Here is a 13905-nt window from a genome sequence, read left to right on the forward strand (position 1 = left end):
GCGGGGGCCTGGGGTAGCTCTTGGGCCACGGTCACTCCTTGCTGAACAGAAACAATGGGCATGTTCGCCGCATCGACCGAAAATGGCCAGCGAATGCTTGCAGATCAGGGGATTAGGCGATGAAGCGGATAAGTACTTGCAGGTTATAGAACCACTAATTCGATTGTTTTAAGCCGATATTTACGCTTATTTTCGATGTTTCTTTAGCGCATCATGGCCTCATCCACTGATTCAAGGAGCGCGACCATGCTGCAACTTCGTTCGTTCGATAGCCTCGGCCATGCCAACCACGGCTGGCTCGACGCCCACCACCATTTTTCCTTTGCCGAGTACTACGACCCAGCGCGCATGCACTGGGGCAACCTGCGGGTCTGGAACGATGACCTGATCGCGGCCGGCAGCGGCTTCCCACCGCACCCACACCGCGACATGGAAATCATCACCTATGTGCGCGAAGGCGCGATCACCCACCAGGACAGCCTTGGCAACAAAGGCCGGACCGAGGCCGGTGATGTCCAGGTGATGAGTGCCGGTACCGGCATCGTGCACAGCGAGTACAACCTGGAAGACGTCGATACCCGTATCTTCCAGATCTGGATCGTGCCGGAACGCACCGGTGAAGCACCGCAATGGGGTAGCCGACCGTTCCCCAAAGGTGAACGTGGCGAAGGCTTCGTGACCCTGGCCAGCGGCCGCGCCGGCGATGAAGACAGCTTGCAGATCCGCACCGATGCACGCCTGGTGGCTGCCACCCTGAAAGCGGGTGAGACCGCCGAATACCGTTTCGATGCCGATCGCCGGGGGTACCTGGTACCCGCCAAGGGCCAGGTGGAAGTCAACGGCCTGCGGGTCAAGGGGCGTGATGGTGTGGCCATCGAGCAGGAGCAGCTTCTGCGCGTGACCGCCATCGAAGACAGCGAGATCGTGCTGGTGGACGTGGCCTGACCTTCACCCGGCAGGCTTGGTGGTCAGCCGGGCTGTCATTTTCAGCAGCGAGTGCAGTCAATACCGTTTCACAAATCGTTGCGTAGCCGTAGTCTTTGCCGGTACCCGACCACGGAACGTTGACATGCTGCAGTTGCTGCTGACCACCCTGCTCCCGATCATTCTGCTGATTGCCCTGGGTACTTTCCTGCGCCTGCGGGGGTTTCTGGCCGAAACCTTCTGGCCTGGCGCTGAACGCCTGAGCTACTACGTACTGCTGCCAGCGCTGTTCCTGCATGGCCTGGCCACCGCCAACCTGGAGGGTGTGCCGGTGCTGGGCATGGTCGGCGCGCTGATGCTTTCTACCTTGGCGGGCGCGGTGATGCTGGTGCTCTACCAAGGCATGGCAGACCACGAGGGTGCCGATTTCACCTCGGTGTTCCAGGGCGGTATCCGCTTCAACAACTACATTGGTGCCACCCTGGCTGCCGGCCTCTACGGCAGCGCCGGCATAGCCCTGGCCGCGGTTGCCAACGCGGCCATCGTGCCCCTGGTCAACCTGCTCTGCGTGCTGGTGTTCGCCCGCTTCAGCGCCCGCCACAGTTCGCCAGCAACCGTGCTGAAGGCGATCTTCGCCAACCCGCTGATTGTCGGCTGCGCGGGTGGCCTGCTGCTGCGCTTGACCGGGCTGGGCCTGCCGCCGGGCATCGAGCCCACGGTCAAGGCCCTGGGCCAGGCTGCCCTGCCGCTGGGGCTGCTGTGCGTGGGGGCAGCGCTGGGCGGCGCCCGCCTCGGCCAGCAGGCGCGGCCATTACTGGCGGCTTCGGCGTTCAAGTTCCTGGTCATGCCCGTGACCACCTGGGGCCTGTGCCGGCTGCTGGGCCTGGGCGGCCAGGCCGCAGTGGTGGCGGTGCTGTTCCAGGCACTGCCGACAGCCTCGTCCTCCTACGTAATGGCGCGGCAAATGGGCGGCAATGCACCGTTGATGGCCACCATCATCGCCCTGCAAACCGTGGCCGCCGCCGCCACCCTGCCTTTGGTATTAATGCTTACGCTTGGCTAGACTGGCATCAGCCCACCGTTCGGAGTTCGACCATGCGCTTTTCGTGGATGCTGATCGGCCTGACCACTGCCCTGCTTGCCGCCCCCTTGCACGCTGCCGACCCCGCCAAAGCTGCCGTGGCCGAGGGCAAGGCCGAGGCCCTTGAAGAAAAAGTGGTCGAGGCAGCGCCCCCGCCCAAGCCCGCCGAAAAGTTGACCCCGAGCGAAGCGCAGGCCGTGGACCCGGCTGGCAAGGCACCGCTGGATGACAGCCTTACCTGCCTGGCGCGCACCCTTTACTGGGAAGCCAAGGGGGCCGATGCCAAAGACATGGCCGCCGTGGCCAGCGTGGTGCTGAACCGCCTGGGCCAGGATGGCTTTCCGGATACCATCTGTGGTGTGGTCAAGCAGGGCGTTGAAAGCAAAGCCTGCCAGTTTTCCTGGTGGTGCGACGGGCGCCCCGACCAGGTCGAGGAGCCGCAGCGCTACGAGGTTGCCAAGGAAATTGCGCGCAAAGCCCTCAACCAGCAGTTGCAGGATTCCACTGGCGGCGCGCTCTACTTCCATGACCGCAGCGTGCATCCAGCCTGGGCCAAGGCTTATCGCCGAACGGCCAAGACCACGCACTTTTTGTTCTACAAACCCAACCAGGCGTTGGCCCGCTGACAGGGCACGTGTTAGCGCACACTGCGCTGTCACCCGACTTGTCGCCGGCTTTTAGGTTTGTTTGCCTACGCTTCGCACTTTTGCGGCGGGCAATGGTCTACCTCCCTTCGTGTACCGCCGGCACTGTTTGCCGGCGTTTTATTTGCCTTGCACCCGCCTGGGCCAAAAGCCCCGAGCTTGTGTAGGATGAGCAGCGCCTACCACGCCGCTGCCAGTCATAGGGAGATACACATGCGCGTGCTGTCATCCGTTGCCGCCTTGTCGCTTGGCCTGTTGATTTCGACCGGGGCATTGGCCGTTACCGGCGAAGAAGCGCAACTGATCGCGTCGATCAATGCCTACCGCAGCCAGGCCCAACCTTGCGGTGGCGAGGCATCGCTGGAACTGCCACCGCTGAACAGCGATACCCGCCTGGCGCTGTCGCCGGAGGGCACCCGCGATCTGCAGCAGGCCATGACCCGGGCGGCCTACCCTATGGTCAATGTGCAGGCCATCAGCCTGTCAGGGCCGCGCGATGCGCCTGCGGCCATGCATGCCATCGAGGAAAGTTTCTGCCAGGTGGTGCTGGACCCGCAGTTCGTCGACATTGGCGTCAGCCAGGAAGGCCGCGATTGGCGTATCGTGCTGGCCCGGCCACTGCTCAGTGGCCGCCTCGGTGACTGGCAAGCCGAAGGGCAGAAAGTGGTGGAGGAAATCAACGCGGCCCGCAAGGTGGCCCGGCAGTGTGGCGGGCAACCCTTCGCTGCCGCCCCGCCGTTAAGCTGGAACACGGTGCTGGCGGGGGCTGCCGCCAACCACACGCGGGCCATGGCCAACCAGAATTTCTTCGACCACATCGACAAGGATGGCCGCACCCCCGGCGACCGGGCGGAGCTGGCCGGCTACCTGTATCAGCAGATCGGCGAGAACATTGCTGCTGGGCGTGACACTGCGCACAAGGTGGTCGAAGGCTGGCTGGACAGCCCCGGGCACTGTGCCACGTTGATGAACCCCGAGTTCCGCGACCTGGGGGCTGCCTACGCAGTGGACCCGAAGAGCGATGCGGGCATCTACTGGACCGCACTGTTCGGCACACCACAGTGAATTCGAGCCCCCTTGCAACCCTGTCAGGCGCGCTTCAGCCCTGGTGTGTAGCTGCTCGCAGCTCGAGCGCGGTACAGCCAAACCGCGCCCGCAGGCATTTGCCCAGGTAACTGGCATCGCCCAGGCCGACTTCGTCGGCAATCTGCGCCAGGCTGTGCGTGGAGTTGAGCAAGCGCCAGCGTGCTTGCTGCAGGCGCATTTCGCGCCACCAGGCCTTGGCACTCAGGCCATGACTGGCGTGAAACTGCCGGTCCAGCTGGCGCCGGCTGATGCCCAACGCTGCCGCCAGTTGCTCCACTGCCAGCGGCGCCCCCAGGTGATGGCGCATCAGTGCCTGCGCTTTCTGCACCTGGCGCCCCGGCCCGCTGCCCGGCTCCAGGGAGCGCAAGGCATGGCGGCTGTCGCGGGTTTCATCCACCAGCATGTCGGCCAAGCCCTTGAGTGCCCGCGTGCGACCGCAGGCACGTGACAGCAGCGCGACAGCCAGGTCGATGGCCGCCGTGCCACCGGCGCAGGTAATACGGTTGCCATCGATGCAGTACAGTTGCTCAGGCAGTAGCTGCACATGCGGGAACGCCGCCCGGAATTCGGCTTCGTGGCGCCAGTGCACCACCACCTTGTGCCCACGCAACAAGCCGCACGCCGCCAGCAGGAAAACACCATTGTCGACCCCGACCAATTTGACGCCCGCCTTGCTGGCGCGCTTGAGCAAAGCCTGGTAGCGCGGTGCAAGTGCGGCGGTGGCCATGGCATTGCGCCCGCCGAACAGCACCAGGTAGTCGAAACTGGCCAGCTCGAGGTCGCCGGCCACGGCCTCGACCTGCAGCACTGCACCGCTGCTGGAAGGCACCGGTTCAACACCCAGCCCCGCCACCGTCCAGCTGCAATAACGCTGCTGGCTGTAGTCCTCGTCATCGGCGCTGAAGCGCAACTTGTCGAGGAAGGCGCCAAACGGCAGCAAGGCAAAATCCGGTAGCGGCAAGATCAGCAAGCGAATATCGGGATACACGGTATTCACGTCCAGAAAGTACCATCGAATGTCCGGATATTACCCTGCCAGCGCCACCATTGCGCCCTAGACTGGCGCCCTGTTCATCACATGGCGTTACCCGGCATGAACCTCGACACATGGCTCATCTACCTGCTGGCGAGCATCGGTTTGTCGCTCACCCCAGGCCCTAACAGCCTGCTGGCCTTGACCCACGGCGCTCTATATGGGGCCCGGCGAACCCTGTTCACCATTGTCGGCGGCGTGTTCGGCTTCAGCGCGCTCATCGCCCTGGCGATGTTCGGCCTTGGTGCATTGCTGCAGGCCTCGGCGTCGGTGCTTGGCGTACTGAAATGGCTAGGGGGTGCCTACCTGGTCTGGCTAGGTGTGCAGCTGTGGCGCAGCCCAGGCCTGCAGTTGGAACTCAATGCGGGCAACGCTGGGCTGAACAACGCAGGGTTGTTTCGCCAAGGGCTGCTGTCGGCCATGGCCAACCCCAAGGTGCTGCTGTTCTACGGCGCGTTCCTGCCACAGTTCATCGACCCACAGCGCGGGCTGCTGTTGCAGTTCGTGGTCATGGCGGCCACCTTCGCCAGCGTCGAGTTTCTGGTCGAATACCTGCTGGCGCGGCTGGCGTACCGGGTTCGGCCCTGGCTGAGCAAAGCAGGCAAAGGCTTCAATCGCTGCTGCGGGAGCTTGTTCGCCCTGATTGGCGTGGCCTTGCCCTTGAGCCGCTAGCCCCTGGCACAGGCAGGCCACTGCCACTGGCGTTGCAGCGCCTATCGAGCCTGGCGTGCCTGGAAAACGAAGACCAGCAGCGCCACCCCCGGCAAGGCGGCGCCCACCAATGCCACCCCTGCCCAACCAAACTGGCTGAACAGCGCACTGGCCACTGCCGAACCCAGCGCCCCGCCAAGGAAGATGCTGGTCATGTACACCGCATTCAAACGCCCACGGCTGGCCGGGTCCAGTGCATACACTTCACGCTGGCCGATCACCATGTTCATCTGCACCGCAAAATCCAGCAGCACACCCGTCAGGCCCAGGCCGATCACGCTGTAGCCGGGCACCGTCAAACCCAGCAGCAAGGCGGCCGGCGCCAGTAACAGCGCCAGTAACGACCCCGCCCGGGCATGCCCGGCATCGGCCAGGCGGCCGGCAATGGGTGCCGCAACCGCACCCACTGCGCCGACCAACGCGAACAAGGCAATCTGGCTTTGCGACAGGCCATGCCCTGCAGCCAGGGCCAGCGGCACCGCCGTCCAGTAAAGGCTGAATGCGGCGAACATCAAGGCCTGGTACAGCGAGCGCTGGCGCAGCAGCGGGTAATGGCGCAGCAAGGTGAGCAGCGACAGCATCAGCCCTGCGTAACTGGCCTTGTGCTCGGGCCGACGCTGCGGCAGGGTCGACGCCAGCAGCAGGATGATCGCCAACATCACCCCGGCTGCGCCGATGAATACCGCACGCCAGCCGAAGTGGTCGGCCACCAGGCTGGACAACGGCCGGGCCAGCAGGATGCCCAGCAGCAACCCACCCATGATGTTGCCCACTACCCGACCGCGCTGGTGCTCGGGCGCCAGGTGCGCCGCCAGCGGAATCAGCATCTGCACCGCCACTGAACTGAAGCCGATCAGCAGGGCGTAACCCAGGAACAACTGCCCCTGGCCACTGCCACTGGTACCTGCCAACAGCAGGCTGATGCAGGCCAGAACGGCGGTGGCCACCATCAGACGACGGTTTTCCAGCAAGTCGGCCAACGGTACCAGCAACAACAGGCCCAAGGCATAGCCGAGCTGGGTGAGGGAAACGATCAGGCTGGCATGTTCGGTAGACAGCCCCAGGTCCGGGGCTATCAGCCCCACGATGGGTTGGGCGTAGTAGATGTTGGCGACGATAGCGCCGCAGCAGAACGCCAGGAGTACGACCAGGGCCCGGCTCAGGCCGGCAGTGGCCGGTTGCGCTGACGCGACGGAAGGGTTCATGCGAGGTTCCTCGACAAGGTATGGGGATGACGGCCACCTTACCTGCGGGCAGCGGCGCCGAGAATTGGGCAGCTACGCAACGCGCCTTTGCGTATAGCGCAACGCTAGCGGCCAGTATTCAGCACATTTTCGCAAAACCCGATGAAAGCGCTGACCCGTCGCGAACCTCGGTGGTTGGGCAGGTACAGGGCGTTGATACAGTCGTTGGCGGTGCCAGGGTTGGCTTGCCATTCAGGGAACAGGCGCTGCAGCCGACCGCCTTCAACGTCTTCGCGTACCAGCCAGTCGGCCAGCAATGCAATACCGCTGCCCGCCAGCGCCGTTTCGCGCAACATGTCGGCGTTGGCACTGCGCAGCGGCCCGCTTACGTCCAGCTCCAGGCTTTCCTGGCCACAGGTCAGGCGCCAGGGCCGTGCTTTTTGCCCGTAGCGAAAACGCAGGCAGGCGTGTTCAAGCAGCTGCCGGGGATGCAGGAGCGGCCCGCGCTCGGCCAGGTAGCCCGGGCTGGCGACCAGCCAGCGTTGGAAGCGGCCCAGTGGGCGGCACACCATTTCATCGCTGGGCGCTGGGTCACCCAGGCGGATCGACAGGTCATAACGCCCGTCGAGCAGGTCGTCGATGCGGTCGCTAAGGTCGATGTCCAGCTCCAGCGCCGGGTAGCGCGCCAGAAAAGGCCCCAGGTGCGGGGCGATGACCCGCCTGCCGAACTCCACCGGCAAGCACAGGCGCAGCACACCGACCGGTTCCTCACCGCGGTCCGAGATGCTGGCATCGGCCTCGTCCAGCGCCTCGAAGATGCCCCGGGCGCGCTGGTAGTAGCGCGCGCCTGCCTCGGTCAGACTGACCTGGCGCGTCGAACGATTGAGCAAGGTGGCGCCCAGCGCCGACTCAAGGGCATCGACCAGGCGCGTCACCGACGAGGTCGCCACCCCCAGCCGGCGTGCAGCCGCTGAAAAACCCTGGGCATCGACGGTGGCCACGAACATTTTCATCGCCAAAAGTTTGTCCATGTCAGGCCGTCCTCGAAAACTCGCAAAGGTCTTACAAACCGCCAGCCCGGTCAAGAAGCATGGCGCCAAGCAAACAGGGCCATGGCGGGCGCACGCCCAACCGGCGTAAAGCCTACAAATGAACGTAGCCGCGATAAAAAACCTTGCCCGCCATACCCGGTGTTTTCATGCATTTTTCCAGACACGATCTAGAATTTTAGACACACCGCGTTAAGTTCAGCCCTGCGACAATCAGCCTCACAAAATTATGTACCAACTTGTTAATTAGCAAGCTAAGGGCTTAAACTGCGCGCATTCCACCTGCTGAGATCCCTGGCATGAACGAAACACCGCGCGCCTCTGGCGCCTCAAACATCATCCTGATTGGCCTGGGCGTGATCATCGCCCTGCTTGGCCTGCTCCTGGCTGCCGGCGGCGTCAAACTCGCCGGCCTGGGCGGTTCCTGGTACTTCCTGATCGGCGGCCTGGCCATGGCCATCGCCGGTGTGCTCATTGCCCGCCGTAAAAAAGCGGGCGCCTGGCTGTACGCGCTGTTCCTGGTTGGCACTGCCCTCTGGGCGCTGGTCGACGCCGGCCTGGTGTTCTGGCCGCTGTTCTCGCGCCTGTTCATGTTCGGTGTCATCGGCATGGTGGTAGCGCTGGTGTACCCACTGCTGGCCCGCGCCAATGGCGCCAGCGCCGGGCGCGGTGCCTACGGCGTTGCCGCGGTGATGGCCGTAGTGCTGGCGGTTGCCGCCGGCAACATGTTCGTCGCCCACCCAAGTGTAGCCCCTACTGGCAAAGGCCCGGGCATGACCGCGGTCGAGGCCGGCAAGGAACAGAAGGACTGGGCCCACTACGGTAATACCGAAGGTGGCAGCCGCTTCGCCGCGCTGGACCAGATCAACCGTGACAACGTGAACAAGCTGAAGGTGGCCTGGACCTACCATACCGGCGACGTCGCCATCAGCGACGGCAACGGTGCCGAAGACCAGCTGACACCCCTGCAGATCGGCAACAAGGTGTTCATCTGCACCCCGCACAACAACCTGATCGCGCTGGATGCCGACACCGGCAAAGAGCTGTGGAAGAACGCCATCAATGCCCAGTCCAAGGTCTGGCAGCGTTGCCGTGGCCTGGCCTATTTCGATGCCACTGCGGCCATCGCCCAGCCGACCCAGCCCAACAGCTCGCCGGTCACCGGCGGTAGCGTGCCGGCCGGCGCCAACTGCCAGCGTCGCCTGCTGACCAACACCATCGATGGCCGCCTGATTGCCGTCGATGCCGACACCGGCGAGTTCTGCCAGGGCTTCGGCAACAACGGCCAGGTCAACCTGATGGCCGGCCTGGGCGATGTGCCAGACTCTTACTACCAGCTGTCCTCGGCACCGCTGATGGCCGGCACCACCGTGGTGGTCGGCGGCCGCGTTGCCGACAACGTCCAGACCGACATGCCAGGCGGCGTGATCCGTGGCTTCGACGTGATCACCGGGGAAATGCGCTGGGCCTTCGACCCGGGCAACCCGGAAGACCGCCAGGCCCCGCAGGGCGACAACACCTACGTGCGCAGCACCCCGAACAGCTGGGCACCGATGTCCTACGACCCGGCGATGAACACCGTATTCCTGCCGATGGGCTCGTCGTCCACCGACATCTACGGTGTTGAACGCAGCAAGCTGGACCACACCTACGGCGCTTCGGTGCTGGCCCTGGACGCCACCACCGGCAACCAGAAGTGGGTGTACCAGACCGTGCACAACGACCTCTGGGACTTCGACCTGCCGATGCAGCCGAGCCTGATCGACTTCACCAAGGACGACGGCCAGACCGTACCTGCGGTAGTGATCGGCACCAAAGCCGGGCAGATCTATGTGCTCGACCGCGCCACCGGCAAACCGCTGACCCAGGTCGACGAAGTTCCGGTCAAGCCAAGTAACATTCCAAACGAGCCGTACTCGCCAACCCAGCCCAAGTCGGTGGGCATGCCGCAGATCGGCGCGCAGACCCTGACCGAGTCGGACATGTGGGGTGCCACCCCGTATGACCAGCTGCTGTGCCGCATCGACTTCAAGAAGATGCGCTATGACGGCTTGTACACAGCGCCCGGCACCGACCTGTCGCTGAGCTTCCCGGGTTCGCTGGGCGGCATGAACTGGGGCAGCCTTTCCACCGACCCGGTACACGGTTTCATCTTCGTCAACGACATGCGCCTGGGCCTGTGGATCCAGATGATTCCGTCGCAGAACAAAGGCAATGCAGCGTCCGGCGGCGAAGCCCTGAACACCGGCATGGGTGCAGTACCGCTCAAGGGCACCCCGTATGCGGTGAACAAGAACCGCTTCCTGTCGGTAGCCGGTATTCCATGCCAGGCGCCGCCGTTCGGCACCCTCACCGCGATCGACATGAAGACCCGTCAGGTGGCCTGGCAGGTACCGGTGGGCACCGTTGAAGACACCGGCCCGCTGGGTATCCGCATGCACCTGCCGATCAAGATCGGCCTGCCCACCCTGGGCGGCACCCTGTCGACCCAAGGCGGCCTGGTGTTCATTGCCGGCACCCAGGACTTCTACCTGCGCGCCTACAACAGCGGCAACGGTGACGAAATCTGGAAGGCGCGCCTGCCAGTGGGCAGCCAGGGTGGCCCTATGACCTACGTTTCGCCGAAAACCGGCAAGCAGTACGTGGTCGTGACAGCGGGCGGTGCGCGCCAGTCGACCGACCGTGGCGACTACGTGATCGCTTACGCCTTGCCGTAACACAGCGTCGCCCCGTTCGCGGGTGAACCCGCCGCCACAGGCGGATCACTGCCCCGGCAAATGGTGCAGCCCCTGTGGCAGCGGGTTCGCCCGCGAAGAGGCCCGAACAGACAACCCGAGACACAGCAATGCCATCCGTAATTCGCTTCACCCCCACCCTGCTGCTGGCGCTGGCCAGCAGCACTGCACTCGCCAACGACGACCTCCTCACCCGCAGCACCCTCACCGGTGACTGGGGCGGCCTGCGCCACCAGCTGGAACAGGACGGGGTGAAAATCACCGGCGACTACAGCGGTGAAACCGCCTACAACGCGCATGGCGGCCTGCACCGCTCGGCGCGTTACTCGCAGAACGTCAAGCTGGGCGTGCAGTTCGACCTGTCGAAGCTGTACGGCCTGGACAACGGCGGCAAAGTCCAGTTGACCATCAACGACCGTCGCGGCAACAGCGCGTCGGACGACCTGGTCGGCAACCGCCTGCCGATCCAGGAAAACTACGGCGGCCTGTACACCCGCCTGACCGAGCTGAGCTACGAACGCACCCTGTTCACCCCTGCGCTCAACGTCAAGCTGGGCTACATGGCCATGGGCAACGACGTCGGCGGCCTGGACAGCGGCATCCTGTGCAATTTCATGAACGCCGGCTTCTGTGGCCACCCGCTGAACATGTCGGGGGGCAGCGGCTGGACCAACTACCCCAACGCCCACCTCGGCGTGCGCGTGAAGTACGACCTGTCGCCCGCCTGGCAACTGCGTGTGGCAGCGTTCAATGTGGACCCCGAGAGCAACGGCAATTCCAGCCGTGCCTGGCACCTGGGGCCCAAGCACACCACTGGCACCGTGGTCCCGGTGGAACTGGTGTACAAGCTGCAGGGCGAACTGCCGGGCGAGTACAAGCTGGGGTACTACTACGACAGCTCCGACGTGAAGCGCATCGGCAGCGACGACGAAGTGTCGGGGCGCGGCGGGCACTACCTGCTGGTCGACCAGGCGCTGTGGAACGATCAGGCCTCGCCAGGCCGCAGCCTGCACGCCTTCGGCCAGTATTCGGCGTCGAGCAAGGCCGCTTCGCCGTTCACCAAGTGGTATGGCGCCGGGGTGGTGCTGTACAAGCCGTTCGAAGGCCGCCCGAGAGATACCGTGGCACTGGGTTACGGCCGCGCCGTACCCAACCCGCGTAGCCGCGATGTGCTGGAAGATGCTGCATTCAACGCCGGCCAGCCGTTCCCCGATATCGACAGCGCCGAGCAGTTGATCGAGCTGAGCTACGGCTACCAGGCCACGCCATGGCTGAACCTGCGCCCGGATGTGCAGTACATCATCGAGCCAGGGGCGTTCACTGGCAAAGACATCGACAACGCGCTGGTGGTGGGCCTGCAGGTAAAAGCAACCTTCTGAGTCGCCGGGGGCCGCACTGCGGCCCATTCGCGGGTGCACCCGCGCCCACAGAGCCCCGGCAGCTCAACCGTCAAGCCTGCCTGAGGTGATCCACCAGTCTGAGCAGCATGGCATCACAGCCCTGCAGCTGTTCGACACTGACGAATTCATCCGGCTTGTGCCCCTGCTCCATGCTCCCGGGTCCGCACACCACGGTCGGGATGCCCGCCTGCTCGAACAGCCCGCCTTCAGTACCAAACGCCACGGTGCCGAATTTATCCGAACCACTGAGCAGCGCCACCAGCTGCGCAGCTTCACTGTTCTGCGGTGTTGCCAACCCCGGGTAGGCACTCAGCGGCTGCAAGCGAATGGCGCTGTCGGCGTGGACCTTGCGCATGCGCGGCAGCAACTCGGTCTCGGCATAGGCCTGCAGTTGGTCCGCCACCGCCTGTGCCTCGAACCCCGGCAAGGCACGCACCTCGAAATCGAATTCGCACTCGGCCGGCACGATGTTCAGCGCCCTGCCCCCTTTGATCACCCCGGTCTGCACCGTGGAGAACGGTGGGTCGAAACGCTCGTCGTGATACTGCGGCAAGGCCAGCGCGTCGCCGATATCGCCCAGCTTGCCGATAAGCCTGGCGGCATACTCGATGGCATTCACGCCATACGGTGCATACGCTGAATGGCAAGCAGCGCCATGCACCTGGCAGCGCATCGCCAGTTTGCCCTTGTGCCCCAACACGGGTTTGAGTTCAGTGGGCTCACCGATCAGGCACAGCCGCGGTTTGTGCCGGCGTTGTTCGAGCGCTGCGAGCATCGAGCGTACACCCAGACAGCCGACCTCTTCGTCATATGAAAATGCCAGGTGCACAGGCATGCGCAGCGGTTGGGCGAGAAATGCGGGTACCGCTGCCAGCACTGACGCGATGAAGCCTTTCATGTCGGCTGTGCCACGGCCATACAAGCGGCCATCGTGTTCGCTGAGGGCGAACGGTTCGGCCGTCCAGGCCTGGCCGTCTACCGGCACCACGTCGGTATGCCCGGACAGCACCACGCCGCCAATATCCTTGGGGCCGATGGTGGCAAACAGGTTAGCCTTGGTTCTCTCCGGGTTGTGGAACAGCTCGCATTCCACGCCCAACCCGGCCAGGTAATCGCGAATGAAGCCGATCAGCGCCAGGTTGGAGTCACGGCTGACCGTGGCAAAGCCGACCAGCCTGGCCAGCAGCGTGCGGCTGGCAAACTCACTCATCGCCCGGCACCCCGTAGCTTGGCGCAGAGGTCGGGTTGAGGGCGCGGGTGACGTAGTCCTGCATTTGTGGGCGGTAGGCTTGCCACAGGCCATCGAGCGCTCCGATCGGGTCGTTGTCGGCCCAGTCGACGCGCAGGTCCACCAGTGGCCAGGTCAGCTCGCCCGCAATTTTCAGCGCCGCCGAGTGCACCGGCCCCGCCTCACCGCCCGCAGCCATCGCCGCGTGCATGGCCGCCAGCAGGCGGTCGGCCAGGTGCCCACCGGCCTGTTCGAAGGCCAGCACCATCGCTTCGATCACCACGGTGGAGGACAGCAAATTGCCCGCCGCCGCGCATTGCTCGCCGGCCACGGCATGGTGTGTGCCAAGCGCCTCGCGCCCCGTGAACAAGGCCACCTGGCCGGTGCTGTCGATCACCGTCACCTGGCGGTACTCGCTCCAGCCATTGGCGCTCAACACCCGGTCCAGCGCTGCGGCGGGTGGCAACTGGCCCTGCTCCATGGCGTCGAGAATCTGCGGGCCCAGCGCCGGCAGGGTGATGTTCTGGGTAGCGACCGCGCCCACGCCGGCACGCACCCACGGGCAACGGGCCCCTACGGCGATGCTCGACGAACTGATGGCGATACCGACCTGGCCGGTTTCCTGGCAGCGACCAATGATGGAGAAGGTCATGGCATGGTTCCTGTTGTGCTGTGCAATGCAGGCCATTCTGGGTGGAACCTTCGGGCAGGCGAAACCACCTTTTTCCGAGGGGCTAGGCAGGAAAAAACTAGGGTCTGAGGCCCTGTGGCGGGCGAGCCCGCGAACCAGGCGACGCAGTGGCTGGCACCGGCTTTGCCGGTGTTCGCGG

General features: G+C 64.6%; 12 protein-coding genes. 7 read left to right on the forward strand and 5 right to left on the reverse strand.

What is annotated here, in order from left to right; all coding sequences use genetic code 11:
- Window positions 1-246: 246 nt before the first annotated feature.
- The 4 genes from GYA94_RS22700 to GYA94_RS22715 all read left to right on the forward strand — a co-directional run bounded on the left by GYA94_RS22700 (window position 247) and on the right by GYA94_RS22715 (window position 3714).
- Complete coding sequence (locus GYA94_RS22700; protein WP_110678417.1) at window positions 247-945, forward strand: pirin family protein; 699 nt, start codon at window positions 247-249, stop codon at window positions 943-945.
- Window positions 946-1069: 124 nt separating this feature from the next.
- Window positions 1070-1987, forward strand: coding sequence for an AEC family transporter (locus GYA94_RS22705; RefSeq protein ID WP_054903942.1), 918 nt, complete (start codon window positions 1070-1072; stop codon window positions 1985-1987).
- A gap of 32 nt (window positions 1988-2019) precedes the next feature.
- Entirely contained in the window at window positions 2020-2631 is a 612-nt protein-coding gene (locus tag GYA94_RS22710) for a cell wall hydrolase (protein WP_110678418.1), read from the forward strand.
- A 231-nt stretch (window positions 2632-2862) separates the two neighbouring features.
- Complete coding sequence (locus GYA94_RS22715) at window positions 2863-3714, forward strand: CAP domain-containing protein (RefSeq protein ID WP_047149650.1); 852 nt, start codon at window positions 2863-2865, stop codon at window positions 3712-3714.
- 34 nt (window positions 3715-3748) lie between these two features.
- On the opposite strand, the gene GYA94_RS22720 is transcribed toward GYA94_RS22715, so the two are convergent.
- Complete coding sequence (locus tag GYA94_RS22720) at window positions 3749-4723, reverse strand: GlxA family transcriptional regulator (RefSeq protein ID WP_110678537.1); 975 nt, start codon at window positions 4721-4723, stop codon at window positions 3749-3751.
- A 105-nt stretch (window positions 4724-4828) separates the two neighbouring features.
- Here GYA94_RS22720 and GYA94_RS22725 point away from each other — a divergent pair, with 105 nt between their 5' ends.
- Window positions 4829-5440 (forward strand): LysE family translocator, encoded by a 612-nt coding sequence (locus GYA94_RS22725; protein WP_054912745.1) that lies wholly within the window; start codon window positions 4829-4831, stop codon window positions 5438-5440.
- Between the two features lie 41 nt (window positions 5441-5481).
- Here the strand turns inward: GYA94_RS22725 and GYA94_RS22730 are convergent, their stop codons facing one another.
- Together GYA94_RS22730 and GYA94_RS22735 are read right to left on the reverse strand one after the other, a co-directional pair.
- Window positions 5482-6684, reverse strand: a complete 1203-nt coding sequence (locus tag GYA94_RS22730) for an MFS transporter (protein WP_161893141.1) — start codon at window positions 6682-6684, stop codon at window positions 5482-5484.
- A 104-nt stretch (window positions 6685-6788) separates the two neighbouring features.
- Window positions 6789-7694, reverse strand: a complete 906-nt coding sequence (locus GYA94_RS22735) for a LysR family transcriptional regulator (RefSeq protein ID WP_161893142.1) — start codon at window positions 7692-7694, stop codon at window positions 6789-6791.
- Between the two features lie 317 nt (window positions 7695-8011).
- On the opposite strand from GYA94_RS22735, the gene GYA94_RS22740 reads away from it, so the two are divergent.
- Window positions 8012-10429: a glucose/quinate/shikimate family membrane-bound PQQ-dependent dehydrogenase gene (locus GYA94_RS22740; protein WP_161893143.1), complete on the forward strand. Its 2418-nt coding sequence runs from the start codon at window positions 8012-8014 to the stop codon at window positions 10427-10429.
- 128 nt (window positions 10430-10557) lie between these two features.
- The gene (locus tag GYA94_RS22745) at window positions 10558-11826 is read left to right on the forward strand and encodes a carbohydrate porin (protein ID WP_009686532.1); all 1269 of its coding nucleotides are present in this window, start codon (window positions 10558-10560) and stop codon (window positions 11824-11826) included.
- Window positions 11827-11896: 70 nt separating this feature from the next.
- Here the strand turns inward: GYA94_RS22745 and argE are convergent, their stop codons facing one another.
- Together argE and GYA94_RS22755 are read right to left on the reverse strand one after the other, a co-directional pair.
- A complete protein-coding gene (gene argE / locus GYA94_RS22750; RefSeq protein ID WP_161893144.1) occupies window positions 11897-13057 on the reverse strand; it encodes an acetylornithine deacetylase in 1161 nt (386 codons plus the stop codon).
- A complete protein-coding gene (locus GYA94_RS22755) occupies window positions 13050-13727 on the reverse strand; it encodes a DUF1028 domain-containing protein (RefSeq protein ID WP_029887066.1) in 678 nt (225 codons plus the stop codon). Before GYA94_RS22755 ends, argE begins: the two co-directional genes overlap by 8 nt.
- Window positions 13728-13905: the final 178 nt, after the last annotated feature.

It is taken from the genome of Pseudomonas juntendi (genome assembly GCF_009932375.1).
In the GTDB taxonomy this organism is placed as follows: domain Bacteria; phylum Pseudomonadota; class Gammaproteobacteria; order Pseudomonadales; family Pseudomonadaceae; genus Aquipseudomonas; species Aquipseudomonas juntendi.

Excerpts from the sequence above, each read along its gene's own strand:
- GYA94_RS22715 (WP_047149650.1), top strand. The coding sequence starts at position 2,863 with ATGCGCGTGCTGTCATCCGTTGCCGCCTTGTCGCTTGGCCTGTTGATT.
- argE (WP_161893144.1), bottom strand. The coding sequence starts at position 13,057 with ATGAGTGAGTTTGCCAGCCGCACGCTGCTGGCCAGGCTGGTCGGCTTT.
- GYA94_RS22705 (WP_054903942.1), top strand. The coding sequence starts at position 1,070 with ATGCTGCAGTTGCTGCTGACCACCCTGCTCCCGATCATTCTGCTGATT.
- GYA94_RS22725 (WP_054912745.1), top strand. The coding sequence starts at position 4,829 with ATGAACCTCGACACATGGCTCATCTACCTGCTGGCGAGCATCGGTTTG.
- GYA94_RS22740 (WP_161893143.1), top strand. The coding sequence starts at position 8,012 with ATGAACGAAACACCGCGCGCCTCTGGCGCCTCAAACATCATCCTGATT.
- GYA94_RS22745 (WP_009686532.1), top strand. The coding sequence starts at position 10,558 with ATGCCATCCGTAATTCGCTTCACCCCCACCCTGCTGCTGGCGCTGGCC.
- GYA94_RS22755 (WP_029887066.1), bottom strand. The coding sequence starts at position 13,727 with ATGACCTTCTCCATCATTGGTCGCTGCCAGGAAACCGGCCAGGTCGGT.
- GYA94_RS22735 (WP_161893142.1), bottom strand. The coding sequence starts at position 7,694 with ATGGACAAACTTTTGGCGATGAAAATGTTCGTGGCCACCGTCGATGCC.
- GYA94_RS22730 (WP_161893141.1), bottom strand. The coding sequence starts at position 6,684 with ATGAACCCTTCCGTCGCGTCAGCGCAACCGGCCACTGCCGGCCTGAGC.
- GYA94_RS22700 (WP_110678417.1), top strand. The coding sequence starts at position 247 with ATGCTGCAACTTCGTTCGTTCGATAGCCTCGGCCATGCCAACCACGGC.
- GYA94_RS22710 (WP_110678418.1), top strand. The coding sequence starts at position 2,020 with ATGCGCTTTTCGTGGATGCTGATCGGCCTGACCACTGCCCTGCTTGCC.